The sequence below is a fragment of the Actinomyces naeslundii genome (genome assembly GCF_001956585.1).
Classification (GTDB): domain Bacteria; phylum Actinomycetota; class Actinomycetes; order Actinomycetales; family Actinomycetaceae; genus Actinomyces; species Actinomyces naeslundii.
Map to the genome: position 1 here is coordinate 13,278 of NZ_MSRR01000005.1, position 24,538 is coordinate 37,815.

Below are 24,538 nucleotides of genomic sequence, written 5' to 3' on the forward strand. Positions count from 1 at the left end.
CGGTAGCCTGCCGTCATGAAGGTTCTTCTTGATGCGACGGCGATCCCGGCTGATCTCGGAGGTGTGGGGCGCTATGTCGACGACCTCGTGCCCGAGCTCATCGCCTCCGGCGTCAACCTGGCCATGGCCGTCCAGCAGCGGGATGTGGCGCACTTCTCCGCCAAGGCGCCTCGTGCCCACCTCTTCCCGGTCTCGCAGTCCATGGAGTCGCGTGGTGCCCGGATGGCCTGGGAGCAGACGGGGCTTCCTGCCCTCATTCACCGGATCCGCCCCGATGTCCTGCACTCACCTCACTACACCTTCCCGGCCCTGCACCAGGTGCCCGTGGTCGTCACCCTTCACGACGCCACGTTCTTCTCCCACCCCCAGGCACACTCGCCCTTCAAGCAGAAGTTCTTCACCAGCGCCATCCGCCGGGCTGTGCGTAGGGCCGACGCGCTCGTCGTGCCCTCCTTGGCCACCCGTGACGAGACCATCGCGTACGTCGGCGGCAGCCCCGAGCGATTCCACGTCGCCTACCACGGCGTGGACACCTCCGTGTTCCATCCGGTCGACGACGCCGAACGGGCTCGTGTGGCCGCCTCCCTCGGCCTGGAGGGCAAGCGCTACATCGGTTTCCTGGGGACCCTCGAGCCCCGTAAGAACGTTCCCAACCTGGTGCGCGCCTGGAGGTCGGTCTTCCATGACTCCGACGACGCTCCGGCCCTGGTCCTGGCCGGAGGACCCGGCTGGGACGCGGACATTGAGCCCGCCCTGGCCGAGGTCCCCCCGAACCTGAACGTCCTGAGGCCCGGTTACCTGCCCCTGGAGGACCTACCCGGATTCCTGTCCGGCTGTGAGATCCTGGCCTACCCTTCCATCGGCGAGGGCTTCGGCCTGCCGGTGCTCGAAGCCATGGCCTGTGGGGCCGCCGTTCTCACCACCCGCGAGCTGAGCCTGCCGGAGGTCGGGGGAGAAGCCGTGGCCTACTGCGGCTCCGATGCCCAGGCCATTGCCCGGGCCCTTGTGCTCCTGGACGCCGATCCTGGGCGACGTCGGGCCCTGGGGGCCGCCGCCCTCAAGCGGGCTGCCGAGTTCACCTGGAAGGCCTCCGCTCAGGCGCATGTCAAGGCCTATCAAGCCGCCATGGCGCGCTGACGCCTCACGCCCTCCGATCGACGGTCTCTTTCACTGCAGCGTGCTCGTGTAGGCTTCACTGGTAGGTCACTCCTATGTGGGACTCCGGCGAGACGACGCCTGGCGGGAAGGAAAAGACGGCCAGTGAACGAGACCATGCCTCTGCAGACTGAGGGGACCTCCCTCCCACGTGCCGGGCGCGAAGAAGGGCAGACGCGCGGCCGTGTTCTCGTCACCGGCGCCAACGGACAGCTGGGGCGTGCGCTCATGGCGCTCCTGCCGCAGGCGGGGTTCCAGCCCACCGGCGTCGACCTGCCGGAGGTGGACATCTCTGACACGGTCGCCATGACCGCCTGGGACTGGTCCGGCTACGACGTCATCATCAATGCCGCCGCCTGGACCAATGTGGACGGGGCGGAGACCCCTGAGGGCCGCCGTCTGTCCTGGCGAGCCAATACGGTGGGGCCGGTCAATCTGGCTCGGGCGGCCACTCAGCACGGCCTGACCCTGGTGCACATCTCCACCGAGTACACCTTCGACGGCGCCACACCGGTTCACACCGAGGAGGAGACCCCCTCGCCGCTGGGGGTCTATGGCCAGTCCAAGGCCGCCGGGGACGCCGCCGTCAGTGTCTGCCCCCGCCATTACCTGGTGCGCACCTCCTGGGTGGTGGGCGATGGGAAGAACTTCGTCAAGACGATGCTCTCCCTGGCCGAGCGCGGCATCGCGCCGAGTGTCGTGTCCGATCAGACCGGCCGCCTCACCTTCGCCTCCGACCTGGCTGCGGGTATCATCCACCTCATTTCCTCGGGCGCCGATTACGGCACCTACAACCTCTCCGGTGAGGGCCCGATCGTCTCCTGGGCCGATATCGCCAAGCGGGTCTACGAGCGTGCCGGCCACAGCCCCGACGAGGTCACGCCCGTCACCACCGAGGAGTACTACGCCGATCAGGAGGGGATCGCCCCGCGGCCGCTGAGCTCTGCCCTGGATCTTTCCAAGATCGAGGCCACAGGTTTCACCCCAGCCGATTCCACACAGCGCCTGGACGCTTATCTTCGGGATTTGATGTAAGTAATTTCCGATTGGATTATCTCCCCGTAATCCCTCATTCCCTATCGGAGATCAGTATGAGAAGTGAGCTCGCGAAATATTTACGACTGCCGACTTCTGGGAACTCTGCGACCGGGGTGGCATCGCCGCGGCGACCGGCGCTGATCGGTGGGCTTCTCGTTTTTCTCATGTTGCTCACCGGGCTTGGGTGGGCGGTATCCTCGCCGGTGCAGGGTTCTCCCGACGAGGACTATCACCTGGGTAGCATTTGGTGTCCGCGTCCAGCGGACGGGTCATGCAAGATGGATACGGTCAATGGTAAGCCGGTGGTCCGTGTCCCCATCGCAGTGGCCAGCGATATAGTGGATTGTTATACCTTCAAATCGAGTATTTCTGCGGGATGCGTGCCTGGTTATCAGGACTCCGAGATAGGGTGGTCGGCGCGTTTTGACAAAGGTGCCTACCCGATTGGTTATTACCACTTTCATCACCTCTTTGTCGGTAAGGATGTGCAGACCTCGGTGCTGGTCATGCGCGGGGTCAATGTGCTCATCGCTGTCGCTCTCCTGGGGACAGTCGGCTTCTGTGCTCCCCCAAGACTGAAGCGGCCCCTGATCGGGGCGGTCGCAGCCTCGTGGATCCCCATGGGGGTCTATTTCATCTCCTCCGTCAATCCCAGTTCGTGGGCCATCTCGGGGCTGTTGGTGTACGCCTCGGCACTGTATCTGGCAACCCAGCAGGAAGGGCGTTCCCGGGGCGTGCTGATACTCTGTGCCGTGATCGGTGCCGTCATGTGCCTGACATCTCGGTATGATGCGGCCTTCTTCCTTCTTATTATTGGCCTCGCCCTGCTCTTCGGTGTGCGATGGACTCGTAGGAGATGGCCGGAGCTGTGTGTTCTTGTCGGGGCGGCTATCGTCGGATCCGTCGTCTTCACGTCATCGTCCCAGACATCTAAAGTCGCCTACTTCTCCCGTGTTGCGAATTTGATGGATTCGGCCATCGGGAAGTCCTTGCTGGTTCTTCTTGTTGTTGGCCTTGCCCTGATTTTCGCTGTGCGACGGGCTCGGCGATGGTGGCGAGAACTGTGTGTTGCTGCCGGAGTCGTTGTCTTCGGATTCTTCACCTTCATGTCGTCGTTGCAGGTGTCCAGAGTCTCTATCTTCTCCCGACTTCAGGAGCCGGCTCATTCTGCTGATGAACAGTCTTTTGTCGAGAAGTTGATTATTGGGATAGAGACTGCGCCGAAGTATCTTGGTGGGTTCTGGGGGCATGCGTGGAGTCCAGGTTGGTATGATGTCCCTTTACAGATCCGCAGCCCCCATATGTTAGCCATTATGGCTGCCGGAGCCTTTGTGGCAGTGTCTCTTCGCCGTGGCGGGTGGCGCAAGTGGGTCGCTCTGGCAGTCCTCATGGCGACGATGATCGGGCTTCCGGCGGTGTTCTACGCGAACGGTGCCATGAACCCCATCGAGGAGTACCAGGCCCGGTATATTTTCCCGATGCTGGCGCCCACCTTCTTTCTCATGCTGGCCATCAATCAGGATGACAAGGAATGGTTCACGGTCCCGCAGGCCGTCTGGGTCTTCATCTGCGAGGCTGTCTGCCAGGCGATCAGCCTGCATACGCTGCTCATGCGATATGTTCACGGGAACAGGGAGCCCTGGGAGCTCAATCTCAACAAGGGGATCGAGTGGTGGTGGAGCGCACCTGTGCCACCGATGACGGTCTGGTTCCTCACGACATGCGTTGCCACCGCGGCATTGGGGATCGCCGCGGTGATGCTGACGCGTACAGCCGATAGGCAGGAGTAGCCGGCTCGCCGTCGTCCTCGTCAGGAACGAGATCGCGTTGTCGGGTCGGCGCTGAACGCCGCGGGCGGGAAGCACCAGACTGGTGCCGCCCGCCCGCAGTACTGGCTCAAGGGGCCGGCGCCGGATGCTCCGGCGGACGGCTCAGGCCTGCTGGTGCTCCAGCAGGCCCAGGAGGTAGGCGCCGTAGCCGGACTTCACCAGGGGCTCGGCGCGCCGGCGCAGGCCCTCGTCGTCGATGAAGCCCATACGCCAGGCGACCTCCTCGGGGGCGCCGATATTGAGGCCCTGACGGTGCTGGACGGTGCGGATGAAGCTGGTGGCGTCGGCCAGCGAGTCGAAGGTACCGGTGTCGAGCCAGGCGGTACCGCGGGGGAGGACTTCGACGGTGAGCCGGCCGGCCTCCAGGTAGGTGCGGTTGACGTCGGTGATCTCGTACTCACCGCGGGCGGAGGGCTTGAGGCTCCTTGCGATCTCGACGACGTCGTTGTCATAGAAGTACAGGCCGGGCACGGCGTACGTGGAGCGGGGGCGGGCGGGCTTCTCCTCGATGGAGATGGCCTTGAAGTCCTCGTCGAACTCGACGACGCCGTAGGCCGTGGGGTCGGCAACCTGGTAGGCGTAGACGACGCCGCCGTCGGGGTTGGTGTGACGGCGCAGCTGCGTGCCCATGCCGGGGCCGTAGAAGATGTTGTCTCCCAGGACCAGGGCGGCGCTCTCGGAGCCGATGAAGTCGGCACCCAGGACGAAGGCCTGGGCCAGGCCGTTGGGCTCCTGCTGGACGGTGTAGGACAGGTTGACTCCGAGCTGGGAGCCGTCGCCCAGGAGGCGGTGGAAGGAGGGGGCGTCATGGGGGGTGGTGATGATGAGGACGTCCTGGATCCCGGCGAGCATGAGGGTGCTCAGCGGGTAGTAGATCATCGGCTTGTCATAGACGGGCACCAGCTGCTTGGAGGTCCCCAGGGTGATCGGGTTGAGTCGTGTGCCGGAGCCTCCGGCCAGAATGATTCCTCGCATACCCCAAGCATGACCCATCCGGGCCCTCGAGTGGCGCCAGGATCGGGCGAATCCGGGGTGCATGTTCGTGGTGCGCGGCACGTTCGGCTCGTACGGTCGCGTCCCTGAGGTACTGGTGCGGTGGCGCCGTTAGACTCCGTCAACAGGGCGGCGCCGAGGTGGTGACGCCGATATCGGGACTGACACGTGCGGAAGGGACTGTTCATGGGGCAGATCGAGCTGGGCAAGCCGCTCGCCATCGAGAAGACGCCGATTCCGGGATTCCTGCGGATCGATCTGACTGTTCACGGGGACAACCGCGGCTGGTTCAAGGAGAACTGGCAGAGGGAGAAGATGCTGGCCCTGGGGCTGCCCGACTTCGGGCCGGTTCAGAACAACATCTCCTTCAACAATGAGGTCGGGGTGACCCGGGGTATCCACGCCGAGCCCTGGGACAAGTTCGTCTCGGTGGCCACCGGCCGGGTCTTCGGAGCCTGGGTGGACCTGCGCGAGGGGTCCTCCTTCGGGTCCGTCTACACCTGCGAGATCGACCCGTCGGTGGCGGTGTTCGTGCCTCGGGGCGTGGGCAACGCCTATCAGACGCTGGAACCCAATACTGCCTACACCTACCTGGTCAACGACCACTGGTCTGCCGACGCCCAGTACACCTTCCTCAACCTGGCCGACGAGACGGCGAATGTGCCCTGGCCGATCGCGCTGACCGAGGCGATCCTCTCCGACAAGGACAAGGCGCACCCCCGCCTGGCCGATGTCACCCCTTTCCCGTCGCCTGAGGTCGACGCCTAGGACGTGTCTGAGAGTCGGTACGGTGAGGCGCTATGAGACGACTTGAGCCCGCCCGCCAGCAGTACGCCTGGGGGTCGACCTCCGCCATTCCCGAGCTTCTGGGCGTGGCCGACGACGGCGTCCCGTGGGCCGAGGCCTGGTACGGCTCCCACCCGGCTGGGCCGGCTCGGGTCACCGGGGGCGATGCCCTCTCCGAGCTCATCGACGCCGAGCCGGAGCGTCTGCTGGGCGAGGACATCATCTGGCGCTTCGGGCGCCGCCTGCCCTTCCTGCTCAAGCTCATCGCCCCCGAACGGCCCCTGTCCCTTCAGGTCCACCCCAGCCAGGCGCAGGCGGCCGAGGGCTACGCCCTGGAGGAAGAGGCGGGCATCGCCCTGGACCACCCCGCTCGCAACTACAAGGACACCAATCACAAGCCGGAGATGGTTCTGGCCCTCACCCGGTTCCAGGCGGTCGCCGGTTTCCGGGCCCCGCGCCGTGCCGTCGAGGTCCTCGCCGGGCTGGACAGCGTCCTGGCCCGCCGAATGCGTCGTACCCTGCGCCTCAACCCGACCCGCTACGGTATTCGGCAGGTCTTCTCCGACGTCGTCTCCGCGGCCACCCGCCCGAGTCCCGAGGAGATCGACGAGCTCGTCGCTGAGATCTCGGTCCGCTTCGAGGCCGGCATGTCCCCCTCGCTGCGGGTGGACTCCAATGTCCTGAAGATGGCGGGTACCTTCGCCGGGGACCCCGGCATCGCCGCCGCGCTCCTGCTCAACCCCGTCACCCTTCAGCCCGGTGAGGCGCTGTTCGTGCCGGCTGGCAGCGTCCACGCCTACATCTCCGGGCTGGGGGTGGAGGTCATGGCCTCCTCCGACAACGTGCTGCGCGCCGGGCTGACGCCTAAGCACATCGACGTCCCCGAGATGCTGGCCTGTGTCGACTACGTGGCCGCGCCGCCGGTGCGCCCGGCACCTGAGTACCTCTCTCGCGCCACCCGCGCCTACTACGCGCCGGTGGACGATTTCGAGCTCATGGTGACCACCGTGGTGGCCGCTGACGGCCGCCTACCGGTCCCCGGGCGGGGGCCGCGCATCCTTCTGGCCGTCGAGGGTGCCATGACCCTGGTGACCCAGGCGGACTCACAGACCCTGGCCCAGGGGGAAGCCGTTTTCATCGGTGCCGATGAGCGCAGCCTCTCCGTTGAGGGGGAGGGGACTCTCATCCAGGCCGACGTTCCCTGACGGCAGGGCTCGGAGCCCGGCCTCCTGTGCCCGAGGCGGTTGGACACCGATCCTCTGATCGCGATCGTCAGTCGGTCCGGGCCTCAGCGGTGCTGTCAGTAATGCCCTCCTGCCGGATGGCGGCCGCGGCGACGTCGTCGCCCGCCTCAGGGGTGAGGACGACTGCTGTGCGCCCGGCGCTCCAGGCTGACAGCACCTTCTGTAGTGCCTGAGTAGTCCGGGTGCAGCGGACCAGGGCGGCGCGTGAACCGGCCTGGCCCTCAGTAGCGGTGGCAGCGGCCTCGACCCGGGCGGCCAGCTCGCAACGTGTCAGGGTGGTGGGCTCTGCGCCGTTCAGTACCCCGCCCCGCGTCCCGGAGGTGGTGAGGTCAGTGCCGAGGTCCGTGAGGCAGGGCAGGTCGGCGGGGGCGCTGACCGGCGTGAATCGGTCGGGGTAGGACATGAGGTCCGCAGCGCCGTCGAGCACGAGGGCGGGCAGGGCGCCCGGCCAGCGCAGCGCCAGGGAGGCAGCCGGGATGAGCACCTGAACCTCTGCTGTGTCGCACAGGTTCTCAGGAGTGAAGGCCACACTCAGCTCGGGGCTGAGACCGGCGTTATCGATCTCCTCGGTACTTCCCAGGAGAACAGTGCGTCCCGCCGACCACGCCCCGCAGGCCCACGCCACTGTCCGCCAGTGCGGTGGGAGTCCTACATGAACTCCGTCACCCCGAGTGGACTCCGCTGTGATCAATCCCGCTATTTTGGCCAACCACATGGACAGAACATGTCCGGTCAACTCGACTCGCTCATCGGCTCCATAACAATTCAGCCACGGTCTGTCGGCATCATGAGGGCTGGGAAACAGCGCTAGCAGGGGGTCATGCATGGCTCCAGATTGAAGCAGATCTACTGACGTTCAGGAAACTTCCTGGTAGTGTCCAGCCGGTCGGGTCAATGTGGAATCGCGTGTCAGAGGCCCTGAAATTTCCTGGAAAATCATGCCCCTCCCCGCTGTCAGGCAGGCCGCGGGCACCTCCCAGGAGATTTGTAGGAAGTCAACATATGGTGGCAACCAGATGGGGATATTCCTTGAGATATCAAGGAATGATGTCTACGGTAACGAGAGGGTGAACTTTCCCTCGCCGGCTTGACTGGCCTTGTCTCACACGCATGTAATTCTTACTGACAAGAAGCTCGGATCGAAGGGAGGCCGACATGTGGAACATCCTCGGCGACGGCCCGCTCAAGCAGCCGGAGGAGCCTGACGCAGAAGTCCTGTCGCTCCTCTTCGGCGGTGGTGACGACGTCGATGAAGGTCCTCTGGCGTGGCAGGAGCGCGCGCTGTGCGCTCAGACGGACCCGGAGGCGTTCTTCCCCGAGAAGGGTGGTTCCACACGCGAGGCCAAGCGAGTCTGCGCGACCTGCGAGGTTCGCGAGGAGTGCCTCGAGTACGCCCTCGCCAACGACGAGCGCTTCGGTATCTGGGGCGGCATGTCGGAGCGCGAACGGCGCAAGCTCAAGCGTCGCGCAGTATGACCCGCACCGGCTCCACGCAGGGAGCCAGTCGGGTAGGAGCCCTGGCCGTCGTCGTGTCGGCCGGGGCGAGCCCGTTTCTGGCGCAGACGCTGACCGCCGTCGCCTCGCAGACCTGCGCGCCCGACGTTGTTCTTGTCGTCGATGTCGCCTCGCGTGTCAACGGGCTGGGGGACGGGACCCCGATCGAGGAGCTGGTCGAGAGCTCCGGGCTGGGCAAGGCCACCGCGGTGCGTGTCGTACGGGTCAAGGAGGCCAAGAGCTTCGGGGACGCGGTGTCGCGGGGACTGGCTGCCTACGCAGAACTCGTCGCCACCGGTAACCGGAGGCGACGAGGTTCGGGTGACGCCGATGGCTTGGACGTTGACGGTGCCTCAAGTGGTTCACGCACCTCTGTTCGCGATCTTCTGCTGACCGGTTCCGGTCCCATCACCGGCCCCACCGGTGCGCTCTCGCCGATCACGTCCTACGAGCAGCAGCTCGTGGCTCCCGTAGAGGAGTCGGAGGAGACGGCGGAGCACCAGGTGTGGTTCTGGCTCCTCCACGACGACTCCGCCCCCGAGCAGGACTGCCTCGAGCAGCTCCTCACCGCTGCGACCAACGCCCGCTCAGTAGGGATCGTCGGTCCCAAGCAGGTGGGCTGGGACAATCCGGAGCTGCTTCTGGAGGTCGGCCTGCGCACCACGGCCTCGGCCCGCCGCGCCAACGACATCGTTCCCGGCGAGGTCGATCAGGGGCAGCACGATGACCGCAGTGATGTCCTGGCCGTGGGGACGGCCGGCACCCTCATTGACCGTGCAGTGTGGGAGGAGATCGGAGGCATCGCCCCCTGGCTCGGCCCCTTCGGGGACGGTCTGGAGCTCTCCCGCGCTGCGCGCCTGGCCGGATACCGGGTCATCGTTGAGCCCGGTGCCGTCATCCGCCACCGGCGGGCCTCCTACCAGGGCCTACGCCGGCCTGCTCACGTATCCCACTCGTCGCGTCCCGAGGCTCGCAGTGACGCCGAGGCCATCGAGGTCCGACTCCCCGAGCCCGACCCGGAGCGGTCCTTCCGCGCCCGGCGCAGCGCCCAGCTGACCAACTGGGCGGCCTTCTCGACTCGTCCCATCTGGCTACTGCTGACCTGGTTCGTCATTCTCGGCGCAATGCGCACCGTGTGGCGGCTCGCCTCCAAGGCGCCGGCGCTCGCCCGTGACGAGCTCGGTGCGGCTCTGGCGGTAGCCGGCCGCGGCCGTCGGATCAAGGCGGCCAGACGGCGGCTCGCCCGGCACACCAAGGTTCCCGCCTCCGCGCTGGGGCGCCTCTATGTCACCCCTGCCGAGATCAGGGGCATACGCCGCGACCGCACCCGTCAGGAGCGCGAGCGCCGAGCCCGTGCCGCCGCCCCCAGTGAGCTCGAGCTGCGCGAGCTCGCCGCCCTGGCCCGCAGTCGACGTCGGACCCTGGGCGCTGTCATGGTGCTGGTTCTGGCGCTGAGCGGCTACGGCCTGTCTCGGTTGCTGCTCACCCGCTCGGTCAGCGGAGGGGCGCTGCCCCTGTTCAGCGGTGGCTGGCGACAGATGTGGGACGCCGCCTGGAGCACCTGGATCGCCACCGGCGACGGCTACCCGGGTGGGGTCACCCCGTTGCTGGGCATCCTGGCCCTGCCGACGGCGCTGGGACGCTTCGTCGGGCTGGGGGACGGTTCCCTCGTCAGTGCTCTGGTGCTCCTGGCCGTGCCGCTCGCTGCCCTGGGGGCCTGGTTCGCCTCCGGCACGATGACCCGGAAGGTGGTTCTGCGAGCCTGGGCCGCACTGGTGTGGGCTCTGGCTCCCAGCCTGCTGCTCGCCCTGGGGCAGGGGCGCCTCGGCGCGCTGCTGGTTCACCTCGTCCTTCCCTGGGCGCTGCTGGCCCTGGCACGTGCCGTGGGCGCCGACCGGAGGGATCTCGTCCTGTCCGGGCTCGTGGGCGCTCACCTGCTCACTGACCAGGAGCGGGCCGAGCTCGATCGTTTCTCCCACGAGAAGGTCACTGACCTTGCCCACCTCGACGAGGAGGAGCAGGCTGCAGTGAGCGCCGAGGACGGGGCCGACGAAGACTCCGCCCAGGAGGAGACCGAGTCCGACCGCGACCGGGGCGGAGAGGAGGCCGGTGCAGCGGAGTCGGTAACGGTCGGCGAGTCTCGTGAGCCCCACGATGCCGCCGATGCGGCCGCTGCCGAGGGTGACCCGCCTGAGTCCGAGAAGTACGGCTACGGCTCGGCCACGGCGGCCGCTGTCGCCGGTCTGCTGCTGAGCGTCGTCGTCGCGGCCGCCCCCGCCGCAGCGGCGGTGCTGGCGGTCATCCTTCTTCTGCTGTCCGTGACGACACGACGCGGGTTCAAGCTCGTCCTCACCCTGGTTCCCATGGTGGTCACCGCCGCCCCGGCCTGGTGGGGCGCCTGGCGCCTGGGGCAGAGGGCCGGTTGGGTCGAGGGGGCTCGGTTGCTGTTGACCGATATCGGTCTGCCCGTCCGGGTGCCGACGCCGAGCAGCCTCGACCTGCTGGCCGGCTCACCAGTGGCCATGGGTGCCATCGCCGGCTCCGGGGCCTGGAGCATCCTGGTCCGGGGACTGCTGCTGCTCGTCCCGGTCCTCGGCATCGTCGGCCTGTTCATCTCCCGGCGCGTCCGGGTGGCCCGAACCGGCATCCTCCTGGCCCTGGGCGGTCTGGCTCTGGCAGGGATCTCGGTGCGCATGCCCACTGGGCTGGGCGGTGACGTCACCGGCTCGGGCCTGGCCCCCGTCAACGGCTGGGGCGGTGTCGGGGTCTCTCTGGCGCTGAGCGGGTTCCTCACCGCGGCCCTTCCCGCCGGCGAGGCCATCTGGAGCACGATCGGACGGCGTGCTGCGGGCGGTAGCAGGACCAGTCGCCAGCACCGCAAGGACGCCGAGACTGCTGCTGCCTCCTCCGCGCTGTCCGTGCTGTCCACAGTGTCCGGTGATGGAGTGTCCGGTGATGGCCTGCGTCGGCTGAGGACGGGCTTCGTGGTCGCTGCCTGCCTCGTCCTGCTGGCTCCGGTGACGGTCGGTGCCGTCTGGTCCTACCAGGCCCATCGCGGCAGCAATCCCCAGGTCCTGGCGCTGCGCCCCACTACCCAGCAGGTCCCCCTCATCGCCGAGCAGTTCCAGGGCTCGGCCACGGCCGGCCGGGTCCTCAAGCTCACCTCCACCTCTGAGGGGCTTCAGGCCACGGTCTGGCGCGGACCCGGAACTCAGATCAGCGATGCCCTGCCGGGTGCGGTCAACGCCCAGGCGCGCAGCCGCGCCTCAGGTGCACTGACCGATCCTCGTCTGAGACCCACCAGGACCGGTCAGACGGGGCGCAGTACAGCCTCCGGTGAGGGTCTCGTCCTGGAGGACAAGGCCGACGCCGAGCTCGCCCAGATCGTCACCCGCGCCACGGCCGGGCAGGACACGGAGGTCGCCGACGCCCTGGCGGCACACGGGATCGCCGTCGTCCTGCTGACCGACAAGGAGGGTGACGCCGTCACCGCCGAGGCCCGAGTGGGCCTGGCCTCCACACCCGGACTGGAGCAGCTCGCCCAGACCGCCGCGGGCAACTCCTGGCGCGTCACCTCATCGGCGTACCCCGACTCGGCCCGCCTGAGTCTCATCGACGAGGGCGGAGAGGCGACCCCGGTCGCGTCCACCGGCGCCGGATCCGGCACCCGCACCCGGATCCCCGCCGGCTCCGGCACCCGCACGCTGGTCATGGTGGAGCGGGCCGACGCAGGCTGGAGGGCCACTCTTGACGGTCGACGCCTCCAGGCCACCACGGTCCCCGACAGCAGCTGGAAGCAGGGCTTCGCCGTCGGATCCGAGGGCGGGGAATTGGTCATCACCCACACCCGCCGGTCCACCGCCGCCGCGACCTACACGATCTGGATCGTCTGGGCCCTGACCCTGGTGGCGGCACTGCCCCTGCGACGCGGAAAGGAAATGGCCTCATGACTCAGCCTCACGATGACGATTCCCGCCGTCGGCAGGACGAGGACGCGCAGGACCAGCACGGGGACCAGCAGGGCGGCCGGCGGAAGGGGCGGCACAGCCATCAGGAACCGTCCGAGTCGCAGTCCCTCGAGCACGGGAGGCTCCCGGAGACGGACCAGGCCGATGACAAGGTCGCCACGGACGAGGTCGGCGAGGAGCCCCGTGCCGGATCCGGCGTCGGGCCCGTCGGGGACAGCCCGGACAGTGCCACCAGCCAGGATCAGGGCCACGACCAGCAGTCTGAATCAGGTGGTGATGCTCCCGAGCAGGACTCCGTCGAGGTCGAGGCGGACCATGACGAATCGGCCGGTTCGGACGGCGCCAACGTTGCCGAAGCCCCTGACTCCGCTGACTCCGCCGGTTCCGCTGACGTCCCTGAAGCTACTGATGCCGGGGACTCTGCGGAGGTCGACGACTCCGACGCCGAGGCCGCGAGCCGATCGGAGACCGGCGCCTCCTCCAGGAGGCGCCGTACCAGGGCCGGGCGGCGCCCTCGCACCGTGGGGCAGTCGATCGTCCGCGGCGTTGGCATCCTGACCTCGGTCGCACTCGCCGGCGCCGTCGGGGGAGTCACCTGGTGGGGCTACACCGCACCGCGTACACCGACCCCGCAGCTGGAGGCTCTCCGACTGACCGAACCGGGAGCCGCCACCACCTACGTGTGCCCTCACGCCCCCACCAATACGCTGCGGGGCACCGACGTCGGCGCCGTGGAGTCCACCACCGCCATCATTCCCGTTGACGGGACCGAGTCGATCCAGTCGGCCACCTACGCCGGCAAGCCGATCCCCGTTGACGCCGCCACCTCCGTGAACGCGGCCGAGGGAGGCATCCTCAGCCTCGCACCTGCTGGTGGTCGGGTGGCCAACGCCGTCGGCTCGGTCGCCACCGTGACGAAGAGCGGTGACCTGCGGGGACTCACCACCGCCCCCTGCGCCCAGCCGGGTGCCATGTCCTGGATCGTGGGCGGCTCCATCGCGGCGGGCTCGTCGGCCGAGCTGCGCCTGACCAACCCCGGCGCCACCCCGGCGACGGTGAAAGTGAACCTCTACGGATCCATCGGCCGCCTGAGTCTGCCCAGTAACGGTGAGGTCACTGTCCCGGCAGGCGGTTCCTCCTCGCTGGTCCTGGAGACGAAGGGCAGCCAGGACCCACGCATCGCTGTGTCCATCGAGGCCGACGGGGGTTCCGTGGTCCCCACCCTCGTCACCGAGTCCCTCGATGGTGAGACCCCCGCCGGCACCGACGTCATCACCCCGGGAGCCGCCCCGGCCACCGACCTCGTGGTGCCCGGCGTGGAGATCGTTGAGCCGGCCACACAGGGCGAGGTTCCCGACGCCAAGACCGGCGCGGACTCCTCCGACACCCCGGCAGTGCGCATCGTCAACCCGGGACAGGCTCCGGCGACGGTGTCGGTGACCATGCTCGGCAAGGATGGTGCCCACCCCCTGGCCGGTGCGCAGTCGGTGACCATTGATGCGGGTTCCGTCTTCGACATCCAGCTGGCCGGCGTGGCCGCGGGTACCTACGGTGTGCAAGTCACCTCGAGTACACCGGTGGGAGCGGCGGTTCGCATGGTGCGCAGCGGCGGTGAGTACCCCGCGCGCTCCAAGGCCCTCGTCCATGATCAGGCCTGGGCACAGGCCGCCCTTCCCGGAGCCGCGGACTCCGGCCTGCTGGCGGTGCCACGCGCGGCCTCCCTGACCTCCTCGGTGACCGTGGCCAACAGCGGTCCCGCCACGTCTCTGACGCTGTCCTCCCTTGATGGCTCCTGGAGTCAGGACGTCACTGTCGCCAAGGGCAGCGCCGTCGTCGTCGAGGTACCGGCCAAGGTCGCCGCGGTCCGCCTGAGCGCTGCCGGCAGCTCCTCAGGGCAGCCGCGCACACCCAGCGGACTGGCCGCCGCCACCATCGTCACGGCGCAGGCCGGGGGACAGCTGGCTGGGACGCTCATCTCGACGGTTCCTGCTCAGCCCGACGCCGCCGCTCAGGCCCAGCGCCGCATCCTCCTGGGCTGACGCCACGCCCCCTTCTCGCCCCGCCGGGCACTCCTCGCGCAGCCCAAGGGAAGAACGGTAGGGCTCCGCGAAACCCGCCCGGCTCGGAGAAGTGCGCCGTCGGCTCACAGACTCGAGCCCGGGTCGATCTCCTCGGGGTGGCGTCCCAGCATGAGGGCGACCTGCTCGACGACGACGCGGCGCACCAGATCGGCCAGATCCGCCTCATCCGTGGCTCGAGAGGCCACCGGGCGCCGGTAGATGACGACCCGCGCCGGCAACCCCGCACGCGGTTCCGCCGTGAAGCCGCGCCCCAGCACCACCGAGCGCTCCCAGGGTGCAGGGTCGGAGGGCGGCACCTCCTCCACCGCGAACTGGATCTGGTCCACCGACGGCCAGTGCCTGGCCAGGTCCTGGGCCGCTTCCACGACGAGCTCATCGAAGCGTTCGGCTCGCGTACGCCAGGCCGGAAGGTTCGGCGGCAGAAGCGGACCGCGCAGCCCCCGGCCGTGACGATCACGACGCCTGCCCGGGCGCCGCGCCGGCGTTGCGGCGGATCGCGGCGGAATCGGCCCGGGTGATAAGGGAAACAGCTCAGTCACGTCAGCCAGCCTAGGCGCCTCCTGGATGACCGCCGGGCAACGGCACGGTAACCTGCGGGCGTGAGAAGAGTCCGACACTGCCGCAAGCCCGGCTGCGAGCGCCCAGCCGTGGCCACCCTGACTTCCGTCTACGCGGACTCCACCATTGTGCTGGGGCCACTGGCCACCGAGGCCCAGCCAGAGGCCTATGACCTGTGCGAGAAGCACGTCTCCTCCTTCACGGCGCCCCGTGGCTGGCAGATCATCCGCCTGGCCACCGAGTTCGAGCCCGCGCCCCCCAGCGAGGATGACCTCCTGGCCCTGGCCGACGCCGTTCGCGAGGCCTCCCGCGCCCCGCGACCGGTTGCCTCACCGGCCGAGCACCGTCCTCGGCCAGGCGGGATCATGCCGGCCTCCCTGACCGCCCCGCTGCCGCCCCCGCCGGAGGTCGCTGAGGACGAGATCCTACGGCGCGGCCACCTGCGGGTCCTGCGCGGACAGAAGGATGACGTATGAGCCATGACGCCAGCGTTCCCGGCCCCGACGAGCACGGGCCGGTGCTCTCCTCCGTGCTGCGCTCCAGCCTGCGTTGCCCGTTGAGTGGGCAGGAGCTCGCTGACGGCGTCGACGACACCGGTCACCCGGTACTCATCTCCCCAGCCGTGGGCCTGGCCTACCCGGTGCGCGACGGCGTCCCGATCCTCCTGGTCCACGAGGCCCTGCGCGCTCCCGCGCACTTCTGACCCCCGGTACCGAACCGGCAGCCCGTTCAGGTCCTACCCCGCGAGGTCCAGGACGGAGCTGCTCAGCTGCGTCGGGCTTCTCGACCGACGCCGTAGGGCGGACGCGCCATGTCTCGGAGCACATCCTCCTCCAGGCGGCGGTCACGGCTCTCCAGCACCAGCTCGCGGTTACGCCGCTCGGTGAGCACCGCGGCGAGGAACCGCTCAGGGTGCGTGCCCGCAGGAGGCGGGGGAGAGACGTAGCCCTGGACCTGGGATGCCAGCTCCATCCCCAGACGGTGGCGGGAGGCGGGCGTCAGGACTGAGGCCCGCTGCAGGAAGGTCCGGGCCGTCAGACTCAGCTCCCCCGGTAGAGCGCGCAGGTCCGTTCCCCCCGCCCACTGCGTCAGCTCGGGGGGCATGAGCAGGGGCGGCGTAGCGGACGAGCGATTCCGGTCACGAACCACGTAGGTGCCGGCCAGCATGTCTCCGAACCGCTTGCCCCGTTTGGTGACGATACTGGCGCACAGCGCCGGTACGGCCCAGGTCGCCCAGATCTCGACGATGGCGAGCAGCGCGCGCACCAGGCAGTGGCGAAACCTCACGGTGCCGCCGTCGTCGCGCACCACTCGGGTCCCGGTCACCATACGGCCCAGGCTCCGACCTCTACTGAGCAACTCAACGAGCAGGGGGATGACGACCATCCAGGCCAGCACGATCAGGGAGACGAGGACTCTGTACAGAGCGAGGTGCTCGGCCAGCGCCGACTCGGGGCCGGTGCCCAGGATCAGGGCCATCAACGCGAGGACGGACAGCAGACCGCCCAGCGAGTAGGTGGTGTAGTCGATGATCCCCGACATTATGCGGTTGACGGCTGTTGCCGGGATGACCTCCAGGGCGACGGCCTCACCGGTGACCATGAGCTCGCGCTCGATCATTCGCTCGGAGGATGTGGACGACTCGGTCACCATGACAGACTCCTTGCGTGGATCTTGATGCCTTCGTTGCAGCGCACCGTGATCAGTGGGAACGCCTCGACGTCCTTGTGTCGCGTCGTCACCTCAGCGGCGCTGAGACCGACGAGCTCGTGGCTCTCTACCGCACCTGCGCCCGTCACCTGTCGCGGGTGCGCTCGGCGGCGCCGGATCCGCAGATGATCGCCGAGCTGTCCTCCCGAGTGGCGACGGCCCGCGGCCGTCTGACCGGGACCCGTGAGGTTCGGACTCATGCGGTGCGTCGGTTCGTGCTTGAGTCCGTGCCGGCGGCTCTCTACCGGATCCGTTGGTGGACTTGCGGGGTCATGGTTGCTGAGATCGCTCTGGCGCTCGTGGTGGGGGTGTGGACCCTGCACAGCCCGGAGGCCATGGCCGCACTGGGGAGTCCCGAGAAGCTGGACGAGTACGCTCATGAGGCCTTCGAGTCCTACTACTCCACTTACTCCGCCCCTGACTTCGCCGCCCAGGTATGGACCAACAACGCCCGGATTGCGGCGATCTGCGTAGCCAGTGGAATCACGGGGATTCTGCCGCTCTACATGCTCTATGCCAACGCCGTCGCCGTCGGGCGGGCCGGGGCGATCATGGCCGACCACGACATGCTCGGGGTGTTCTTCTCGCTCATCTCGCCTCATGGGCTGCTGGAGCTGACCTGCATCTTCATCGCTGGTGCTGCCGGCCTCAAGCTGTTCTGGACCATGCTGGTCCCCGGGCCTCGCAGCCGCTCGGCGGCGCTGGCAACGGAGGGCCGCGCCCTCATCACGGTCGCTGTCGCCCTGACCGCCGCCCTGGCCGTCGCCGGTTTCATCGAGGCCTTCGTGACCCCGGCTCCCATTCCCTGGCCGGTCAAGATCACCATCGGAGCCGGTGCCTTGGCACTGTTGTGGGCCTACACCCTGATCCTGGGACGCTCCGCCGTCCAGGCAGGAGCTACGGGAGACCTCGAGGAGGATGAGGCCGGTTACGTCCAGCCAGAGGTCGGCTGACCGGTGCGCCGCGGGAGAGTGTCCCAGCATCACAGCCGCCCCGCTGCCTTGAGGTCCAGGTAGCAGTCGGCCAGAGCCGGGGCGATTCCCTGGTCCGGGGCCTCAACGACCTCGACTCCGCCGCGGCGCAGGCGGCGGCGCACGGCGTCGAGCTCCACGAGGTCCTTCTCCGCGGATGCGGCCACGTACACGGAGTCGGCGTCATCGCGCGCGGCCCGCAGATCCTCCAGCTCCGGGTCCAGGGCTGAGGCGAGAACGACCGTGTGGTCATGGGCCAGTGACGTCAGTGTTCGGAGCATCGGCGCATCTCCTCCGCTGCCGTCCAGAGCGGAGATGACGACCACCAGGGCACGCTGCGAGAGGGACGTGCGCACCCGGGAGGCCAGGAGGGGCCAGTCGAGCTCGGTCAGGCGCGGCTCCACATCCGTCAGGTGCTCAGCCAGTGCCGTCATGAGCACCGGTCCGCTACTGCCCCGCACCTGGGCGCGCATCGCGTCGTCCATGGCCAGGACATCGACCCGGTCTCCAGCGCGTGAGGCCAGGGCGGCCAGCAGCAGGGTCGCCTCGATCTGGGCGTCGAGACGGGGGGCGTCGCCCAGTCGAGCCGCAGACAACCGTCCCGAGTCGATGACGATGAGGACGCGCCGGTCACGCTCGGGACGCCAGGTACGCACCAGGACCTCGCCCCGGCGCGCGGTGGAACGCCAGTCGATGGATCGTACGTCATCGCCGACGACGTACTCGCGCAGGGAGTCGAACTCGGTTCCCTCGCCGCGCACCATGACCGCGCTGCGCCCGTCCATCTCCCGCAGCCGGGCCAGACGCGAGGGCAGATGACGGCGAGAGCGGAAGGCCGGCAGGACCCGGACGGTGGCTGGAACGTCGAGGGAGGCCTGCCGCCCCGCGATGCCCAGAGGGCCCATCACCCTGACGGTCAGCGGACCCGCGTTGCGCTCTCCCCGGCGTTGAGGCGTCAGCACTGTGGAATGACGGCGCCGCTGAGCCGGCGGGATGGTCATGCTCCCGCGCTCGTGGGCCGCTCCAGCGCTCGGGGGCCAGGCATCACGCAACAGGAGCCGGACTGTGCGCCGGCCGGTGTTGGCCAGCGTCAGTGTCGAGGTGATCGACTCACCCAGCCGCACTCCGTGGCCCACTGCCCGCGAGGCCCTCAGCAGGCGGGGTGAGGGCGCGTAGACGACGTCGATCACGACGAGGACCAGGACCACGCCGGCCCAGGCCAGCACGGCTGCCGGGCGCGGTGCGATGAAGGCCAGGATGATCCCCGGGAGCAGCGCCCACACGGCGCGCATCGTCAGGAACATGCCACTCCTGTCGTGAGTCGGTCAGATGATCGGTTACGTGTTCTGTGGTGTCGCAGGCCGGGACCTCAGCGCGGTACCGGCACGCTCCTGAGCACGGACTCGATGACGGACTGAGCGGTGATGCCCTCCATCTCGGCCTCTGCGCGCAGCTGGATGCGGTGGCGCAGCGTCGGCAGGGCCAAGGCCTTGATGTCGTCGGGGGTCACGAAGGACCTCCCGGCCAGCCATGCCCAGGCCCGTGATGCGGCCAGGAGCGCGGTGGCGCCACGGGGCGAGACCCCCAGTGACACCGAAGGCATGGAGCGGGTGGCACGTACGAGGTCGACCGCGTAGGCCAGAACCTCCGGGGTGACTCCGACGGTGCTCACCTGGGTGCGTGCCAGGGCCAGGTCCTGGGCTCCGGCCACCGCCTGTAGTCCCGCCGAGAGCAGATTTCGTGGATCGAAGCCCGAAGCGTGCCGGGAGAGAACCTCGATCTCTTGAGCCCGCTCGGGCAGGGGCAGTACCAGCTTGAGCAGGAAGCGGTCCAGCTGGGCCTCCGGCAGCGGGTAGGTCCCCTCGTACTCCACCGGGTTCTGGGTGGCGATCACCATGAAGGGATCGGGCAGCGCGCGGGGCTCACCGTCAACCGAGACCTGGCGCTCCTCCATGGCCTCCAGCAGGGCCGACTGCGTCTTGGGAGGGGTACGGTTGATCTCGTCGGCCAGGAGCAGGTTGGTGAAGACCGGTCCGGCGCGGAAGGAGAACTGCGCGCTGCGGGAGTCGTAGATGAGAGAGCCGGTGACGTCACCTGGCATGAGGTCGGGTGTGAACTGGATGCGCTTGGTCTCCACGTCCAGGGCGGTGGCCAGCGATCGCACCAGCAGGGTCTTGGCGACTCCGGGGACCCCCTCGAGCAGGACGTGCCCACCGGCGAGCAGGGCGATGACCAGTCCGGTGACTGCGGCCTCCTGACCGACGACGGCCTTGCTCACCTCGCTGCGCACGGCCACCAGTCGCCGGCGCGGGTCGTTGCCCGCGTCCGTCTGGGCGGTCGGCTGGGCAATGCCACTGGTACCCGGGGTGCTCGGTGCCTGCTGGGCGGATGGCGGGTGGGGATCACCATTGCCCGGGCCGACGGCGCTCGGGTCGTGGATGGGATCGGTGCTGTCCGTGCTCATGCGGAGTGAACCTCGCTCTCGAGTTGGTCAAGCTGAACGGCCAGGGTGGCCAGGGCCCGGTCACTGCTCGGCGGCGGACCGTAGAGAAGGGCGTCCACCGTGGCCGGGACAATGCCGGAGGCCTGGGCGACAGCGGCTATCACGTCGCCGCGCGAGGCCCCGGGGGGCAGACCCAGGGCTGCCCCTAGACGCAGTGCGGTTCCCGAGCGCAGGGCCTCGGCCGCCCGGGGGCGGTCCGAGCCCTGGCGGTACAGGCTCCCGCGCGCAACGGTGGTCTCGGTGGAGCGCACGACGACGGGCAGGTCCTCACTCATGATGCGGCCGAAGCGACGGCCCTGGACGATGGCCAGGGCGCCGGCCATGACGACGAGCTGGAGGACGAGGACCGGTAGCCAGACGGGCGTGGTCTGGGAGTTCCACACGGTGGGGGTCTCAAGGTGCTGTCCGTCCAGCCACAGGACACGGTCGTGGTGGCCCAGCGCGCGCACGGCCAGGGCCGCATGGCCCTCCTGAGTCAGGTGCGCGTTGGTGACTGGCGCGGCGTCGGGCAGAACGCGCAGCGTGGCGCCGCTGGTCAGAGTGTCGCTGGCATAGGCGTAACGGTCCTCGCCCACGGGGAAGCAACCGATGGCGTCGGTGTCGCCCTCGAGCGACACCGAGGCGTGCGCTCCGGCCAGGCTCCGGGCGGCTTGGGTATCGGCGTCGGCACACTGTGCGGTCAGGCTCGTGGACCCAGGAGATGCGGAGCCCTTGGCAGTCATGTCCGTCAGCCCCGTCAGTGCGTCGCTGCCGCCTTTGGCGCCAACGACGACGACGTCCCCGCCCGCACGGGCCAGGGCCTGCTTGTCCTCCTGGCTGAGATGGTCGGCGTTGACCACGGCAATGGTGGCTCCGCTCCGACTCGCATCCAGCGCCTCGGAGACGTTGCCCGCCTGGCTCACGGAGATGCCCTCCTGGCGCAGCAGCTCGGCAGCGGCCATCGTCCCTGAGCCCTTGGGATTGTCGATCGCCAGCGGAGTGTCGGAGGTGACGGGCGTGGTCCACAGGGCGATAAGGGTGGGGATGAGCATGAGGGCCAGGGCGATGGCGACCGGGCGCCACCGGCGCCACCTTTGTGACCAGCGCGGATTCGTCACCTGGTCACCGGTGGTATCCGTCTGAGAGGGGCCCTGTGGAGAGTGCGCTGTCGGCGCAGACGTGTTCGTGGATGTGCTCATGCTGGTGCCCCCGGGGCCATGGCCGAGGTCGTGACGAGGGGCTGGTGATGCTTGGAGGGCAGCGTCGTCCTGGCAACCTGGTCGGCCAGTGCTCGCATCTGCTCGTCCTGGGACTGGGTTGAGACCACGTGACCATAGAGAACGGCGTCGAACAGGTGCGCCGCATCGTACAGAGGGGGCACGACCTGGTGATCGCCGAGGGCGTGATGCGTCAGGGTTGCGGCCTCCAGGGCTGTCATACCTGGGTACTCGTCGATGATCCCGCGTTCATCGAGGGAGCGGATGATGGCGCGGAAGCGCTCGACGACGGCGGTGGCGAAGTCGGCTTGTGCGGCCGCCTCATCCGCCGCCCGGGTCAGGGTAACGGCGTCGCGGTCGTCGGTGAGCACCGACAGCGACGGCTTCACGACCCGACGCGCTGAGGAGATCCTGGTCAGCAGGAGGATCAGCAGTGCGATGCCGACGGCGATGACGATGACGACGATGACCGTCGATACCCAGGAGGGGACCCCGGGGACCATGCTACCGGTGTCGATATGATCGAAGATCCATCTCCAGATCCGGTCCCACAGGTCGGGCTTCTCGTGGTAGATCTGACGGGAGAGCTCTTTCTTCGCGGCTCGCCGAGCCTCATCGGCGTCGGGGGTCGCGGGGGCCTTGAGACTGATCGTACTGAGGCTGACCACAGGCGGCTCACACTCCGGCGGCGCGCCGCAGCTCCACGTCCAGGCCCTCGGAGCGCATCCGCAGGTCGGTGTAGATGAGGGCGTTGACAGCGGAGTCGAAGGGAAGCGTGGCGGCGGTGACGATGTTGCCGAGCAGAACCGACATGCCCAGGGCGAGGATCTGGGCACTCGGTGCCGCAGCGGTGAGCACCCCGGCCAGCATGCTTATCGGAGTTGTCACTATCGCGCTGGCGAAGCTCATGATGAGGAAGGAGAGGATCTGAATCCCCACGACCCTCCAGAAGTAGCCGCGGGTCAGGGCCCACGAGCGAGAGATCCCCTCGAAGACACCGACGTTCTCCAGAATGAGTGCCGCCGGGGCCAGGCTCAGCTTGCAGTACAGGGCGAACATCCCCAGGCCGACAAGCGCCACGAGAACGAGGAGCCCCAGGATCGTCAGAAGGATGGTTCCTACAGCGTCGTCGGGAGAGGCGCTATCGACGAGGTCGGGGATGCGGAGACCGAGGAAGAGGGCGAGAAAGACCCCGATGGCTGCCGCCAAGACGGCAATGAAGATGAGCTGGATGATGACTGCCTGGCCGATGAGTGCCCACACGCGCGGCTTGGTCCGTTGCCACACGTCGCTCAGGGATGCCTTGCGACCCAGGATGGTGCGTGAGACGGTCACGATGAGCAGACCGGTGAGAATCGAGGAGGCGAACATCGTCAAGATGCTGTTGACACCGGACTGGGCGTAGAGGCCGAACAAGGACGACCACTGCTTCTCCAGGTCGGTCGTGTCGGGTTGGCTGGTGGAGGAGGAGAAGGGCGAGGAAGCGCCAAGCCGGTCGAAGAAGTAGGTGGTACCCAAGGCAGAGATGATGCCGAGGATCGTCATCACTACCAGCGAGGGGATGAACATCGCCTTGGGATTGGCGCGCAGGGACTCGAAGGAGCCTCCGAGGATCTCCCCGATGGACAGCGGCCGCAGCGGGATGATTGACGGCTTGGGCGCCAGGACCGACGCGTAGCCCCCGTATCCCGGGGCTCCGTAGGCGCCTGGGCCTGCTGGGCCACCGGGAGGAGGATAGCCGGTACCGGCAGGACCCTGGCCGCCGTACGCCCCGTAACCCGGCTGACCGCCAGGGGTGTTGGGAGGGTAGCCGGGAGGTGGACCGGGCTGACCGACCGGAGGCGTCTGGTAGTTGCCGTAGCCGGGGTACGGGGATCCCTGTGGCGAGCCCTGTGACGGGTAGGGGAAGGGAGAGGTGCCTGTGAACGCTCCTGCGTCGGGGGCCTGCCATCCGTCCTGGTCGCCTCCAACGAAACCGTTTCCTGAGGCGGCAGGAGCCTCGCGGCTCGGGTCTCCGCCCGGATTGAGGCCGTCGGGGTGGGGGTCGGTGCTCATGCTCCCATGCTGTCACGCCTTCCCGTTGCTGCGCTCTCCCCCTGGAGGAGGAAATCTCGGCGCAGGGCCGTCGGCGGCCTTGTGAGGGCGCCCGGGCGGCGCCACGAAGGTCACGGTTTGGACGCAATATTCCTGGCTCGCGTGTGTGCTTGCGTTACTTTTTTCCCGGAACTGAAGGGAATCTCTTAAATCCCTGAAGAAATTGTGAACGTCGTCTCGGTGGCTCAGATGTCCCTTGGGACATGGGGCTCATGCCAAGATACGGGCTATGAGCACGCGCATTCTGGTCGTCGACGACGATGCATCCCTGGCCGAGATGATCGGCATCATGCTGGAGTCGGAGAGCTACACGCCCACCCTTTGTCATGACGGAGCCAAGGCCCTGGACGCCTTCCATGAGGTCAACCCCGACCTCGTCCTCCTCGACCTCATGCTGCCGGGGCTCGACGGCGTCGAGATCTGCAGGCTCATCCGTTCAGAGTCCGACGTGCCGATCATTATGCTGACCGCGCGGACCGACACCCAGGACGTCGTTGCCGGTCTGGAGGCCGGGGCTGACGACTACGTGACCAAGCCCTTCAAGTCCAAGGAGCTGCTGGCCCGCGTCTCGACCCGTTTGCGCCGTACCAACCCCGGGGCGGCCGAGCACGTGCGCGCCGGTGACCTCGACATCGACGTCGCCGGTCACCAGGTCAAGCGCGGCGACTCGGTCATCGCCCTGACTCCGCTGGAGTTCGAGCTGCTGGTCACTCTGGCTCGCTCGCCGTGGAAGGTCTTCACCCGCGAGGAGCTGCTCAGCCAGGTGTGGGGCTACCAGCACCCGGCCGATACCCGCCTGGTCAACGTTCACGTCCAGCGCCTGCGGGCCAAGATCGAGAAGGACCCCGAGCGTCCCTCGATCGTGGTGACGGTGCGCGGTGTCGGCTACAGGGTCGGCGAATCCGCGTGAGCGACGGC

Annotated in this window: 21 protein-coding genes; 12 read left to right on the forward strand and 9 right to left on the reverse strand. The window is 68.2% G+C overall.

Annotated features, from left to right (window positions below):
* The first annotated feature begins 15 nt into the window (after positions 1 to 15).
* The 3 genes from BKH33_RS02890 (at position 16) to BKH33_RS02900 (ending at position 3,983) form a co-directional block, all read left to right on the forward strand.
* On the forward strand, positions 16 to 1,137 hold the full coding sequence (locus tag BKH33_RS02890; protein ID WP_003779777.1) for a glycosyltransferase family 4 protein: 1,122 nt from the start codon (positions 16 to 18) through the stop codon (positions 1,135 to 1,137).
* Positions 1,138 to 1,260: 123 nt separating this feature from the next.
* On the forward strand, positions 1,261 to 2,190 hold the full coding sequence (locus BKH33_RS02895; RefSeq protein WP_003779820.1) for an SDR family oxidoreductase: 930 nt from the start codon (positions 1,261 to 1,263) through the stop codon (positions 2,188 to 2,190).
* Between the two features lie 56 nt (positions 2,191 to 2,246).
* On the forward strand, positions 2,247 to 3,983 hold the full coding sequence (locus tag BKH33_RS02900) for a DUF2142 domain-containing protein (protein WP_050998447.1): 1,737 nt from the start codon (positions 2,247 to 2,249) through the stop codon (positions 3,981 to 3,983).
* 141 nt (positions 3,984 to 4,124) lie between these two features.
* On the opposite strand, the gene rfbA is transcribed toward BKH33_RS02900, so the two are convergent.
* Positions 4,125 to 4,997, reverse strand: a complete 873-nt coding sequence (gene rfbA / locus BKH33_RS02905) for a glucose-1-phosphate thymidylyltransferase RfbA (protein WP_003779792.1) — start codon at positions 4,995 to 4,997, stop codon at positions 4,125 to 4,127.
* Positions 4,998 to 5,201: 204 nt separating this feature from the next.
* Here rfbA and BKH33_RS02910 point away from each other — a divergent pair, with 204 nt between their 5' ends.
* Positions 5,202 to 5,783, forward strand: coding sequence for a dTDP-4-dehydrorhamnose 3,5-epimerase family protein (locus tag BKH33_RS02910; protein ID WP_043538540.1), 582 nt, complete (start codon positions 5,202 to 5,204; stop codon positions 5,781 to 5,783).
* A 32-nt stretch (positions 5,784 to 5,815) separates the two neighbouring features.
* Complete coding sequence (manA, locus tag BKH33_RS02915; protein WP_003779753.1) at positions 5,816 to 7,006, forward strand: mannose-6-phosphate isomerase, class I; 1,191 nt, start codon at positions 5,816 to 5,818, stop codon at positions 7,004 to 7,006.
* A gap of 67 nt (positions 7,007 to 7,073) precedes the next feature.
* Here the strand turns inward: manA and BKH33_RS02920 are convergent, their stop codons facing one another.
* Positions 7,074 to 7,871 (reverse strand): TIGR03089 family protein, encoded by a 798-nt coding sequence (locus BKH33_RS02920; RefSeq protein WP_003779793.1) that lies wholly within the window; start codon positions 7,869 to 7,871, stop codon positions 7,074 to 7,076.
* A 329-nt stretch (positions 7,872 to 8,200) separates the two neighbouring features.
* On the opposite strand from BKH33_RS02920, the gene BKH33_RS02925 reads away from it, so the two are divergent.
* Genes BKH33_RS02925 through BKH33_RS02935 form a run of 3 tightly spaced genes read left to right on the forward strand, consistent with a single transcriptional unit; the run spans position 8,201 to position 14,546 of the window.
* A complete protein-coding gene (locus BKH33_RS02925; protein WP_003779817.1) occupies positions 8,201 to 8,521 on the forward strand; it encodes a WhiB family transcriptional regulator in 321 nt (106 codons plus the stop codon).
* Positions 8,518 to 12,489: a glycosyltransferase family 2 protein gene (locus tag BKH33_RS02930; protein ID WP_003779764.1), complete on the forward strand. Its 3,972-nt coding sequence runs from the start codon at positions 8,518 to 8,520 to the stop codon at positions 12,487 to 12,489. Before BKH33_RS02925 ends, BKH33_RS02930 begins: the two co-directional genes overlap by 4 nt.
* Positions 12,486 to 14,546, forward strand: a complete 2,061-nt coding sequence (locus tag BKH33_RS02935) for a DUF5719 family protein (protein ID WP_003779800.1) — start codon at positions 12,486 to 12,488, stop codon at positions 14,544 to 14,546. The genes BKH33_RS02930 and BKH33_RS02935 overlap by 4 nt, the downstream gene beginning before the upstream one ends.
* A gap of 104 nt (positions 14,547 to 14,650) precedes the next feature.
* Here the strand turns inward: BKH33_RS02935 and BKH33_RS02940 are convergent, their stop codons facing one another.
* Positions 14,651 to 14,953: a metallopeptidase family protein gene (locus BKH33_RS02940; protein WP_003779798.1), complete on the reverse strand. Its 303-nt coding sequence runs from the start codon at positions 14,951 to 14,953 to the stop codon at positions 14,651 to 14,653.
* 234 nt (positions 14,954 to 15,187) lie between these two features.
* On the opposite strand from BKH33_RS02940, the gene BKH33_RS02945 reads away from it, so the two are divergent.
* Both BKH33_RS02945 and BKH33_RS02950 read left to right on the forward strand, forming a co-directional pair.
* Positions 15,188 to 15,622 carry a DUF3499 domain-containing protein gene (locus BKH33_RS02945; RefSeq protein WP_043538537.1) on the forward strand — a complete coding sequence of 145 codons (435 nt, stop codon included), beginning with the start codon at positions 15,188 to 15,190 and terminating at the stop codon, positions 15,620 to 15,622.
* Entirely contained in the window at positions 15,619 to 15,849 is a 231-nt protein-coding gene (locus tag BKH33_RS02950; RefSeq protein WP_003779771.1) for a Trm112 family protein, read from the forward strand. The genes BKH33_RS02945 and BKH33_RS02950 overlap by 4 nt, the downstream gene beginning before the upstream one ends.
* 62 nt (positions 15,850 to 15,911) lie before the next feature.
* On the opposite strand, the gene BKH33_RS02955 is transcribed toward BKH33_RS02950, so the two are convergent.
* The gene (locus BKH33_RS02955) at positions 15,912 to 16,799 is read right to left on the reverse strand and encodes an RDD family protein (RefSeq protein WP_003779805.1); all 888 of its coding nucleotides are present in this window, start codon (positions 16,797 to 16,799) and stop codon (positions 15,912 to 15,914) included.
* A gap of 14 nt (positions 16,800 to 16,813) precedes the next feature.
* Between BKH33_RS02955 and BKH33_RS02960 the strand changes: the two genes are divergently transcribed.
* Positions 16,814 to 17,809, forward strand: a complete 996-nt coding sequence (locus BKH33_RS02960) for a stage II sporulation protein M (protein ID WP_003779767.1) — start codon at positions 16,814 to 16,816, stop codon at positions 17,807 to 17,809.
* 29 nt (positions 17,810 to 17,838) lie between these two features.
* Here the strand turns inward: BKH33_RS02960 and BKH33_RS02965 are convergent, their stop codons facing one another.
* The 5 genes from BKH33_RS02965 to BKH33_RS02985 all read right to left on the reverse strand — a co-directional run bounded on the left by BKH33_RS02965 (position 17,839) and on the right by BKH33_RS02985 (position 23,581).
* Positions 17,839 to 19,131 (reverse strand): DUF58 domain-containing protein, encoded by a 1,293-nt coding sequence (locus BKH33_RS02965; RefSeq protein ID WP_076070852.1) that lies wholly within the window; start codon positions 19,129 to 19,131, stop codon positions 17,839 to 17,841.
* A 65-nt stretch (positions 19,132 to 19,196) separates the two neighbouring features.
* Entirely contained in the window at positions 19,197 to 20,291 is a 1,095-nt protein-coding gene (locus BKH33_RS02970; RefSeq protein ID WP_003779783.1) for an AAA family ATPase, read from the reverse strand.
* Positions 20,288 to 21,508, reverse strand: a complete 1,221-nt coding sequence (locus BKH33_RS02975; RefSeq protein ID WP_003779786.1) for a DUF4350 domain-containing protein — start codon at positions 21,506 to 21,508, stop codon at positions 20,288 to 20,290. The genes BKH33_RS02970 and BKH33_RS02975 overlap by 4 nt, the downstream gene beginning before the upstream one ends.
* A complete protein-coding gene (locus BKH33_RS02980; RefSeq protein WP_003779821.1) occupies positions 21,505 to 22,194 on the reverse strand; it encodes a DUF4129 domain-containing protein in 690 nt (229 codons plus the stop codon). Before BKH33_RS02980 ends, BKH33_RS02975 begins: the two co-directional genes overlap by 4 nt.
* A 7-nt stretch (positions 22,195 to 22,201) precedes the next feature.
* Positions 22,202 to 23,581 (reverse strand): DUF7847 domain-containing protein, encoded by a 1,380-nt coding sequence (locus BKH33_RS02985; RefSeq protein ID WP_003779780.1) that lies wholly within the window; start codon positions 23,579 to 23,581, stop codon positions 22,202 to 22,204.
* 268 nt (positions 23,582 to 23,849) lie between these two features.
* Between BKH33_RS02985 and mtrA the strand changes: the two genes are divergently transcribed.
* Positions 23,850 to 24,530: an MtrAB system response regulator MtrA gene (mtrA, locus tag BKH33_RS02990; protein WP_003779758.1), complete on the forward strand. Its 681-nt coding sequence runs from the start codon at positions 23,850 to 23,852 to the stop codon at positions 24,528 to 24,530.
* Positions 24,531 to 24,538 lie beyond the last annotated feature (8 nt).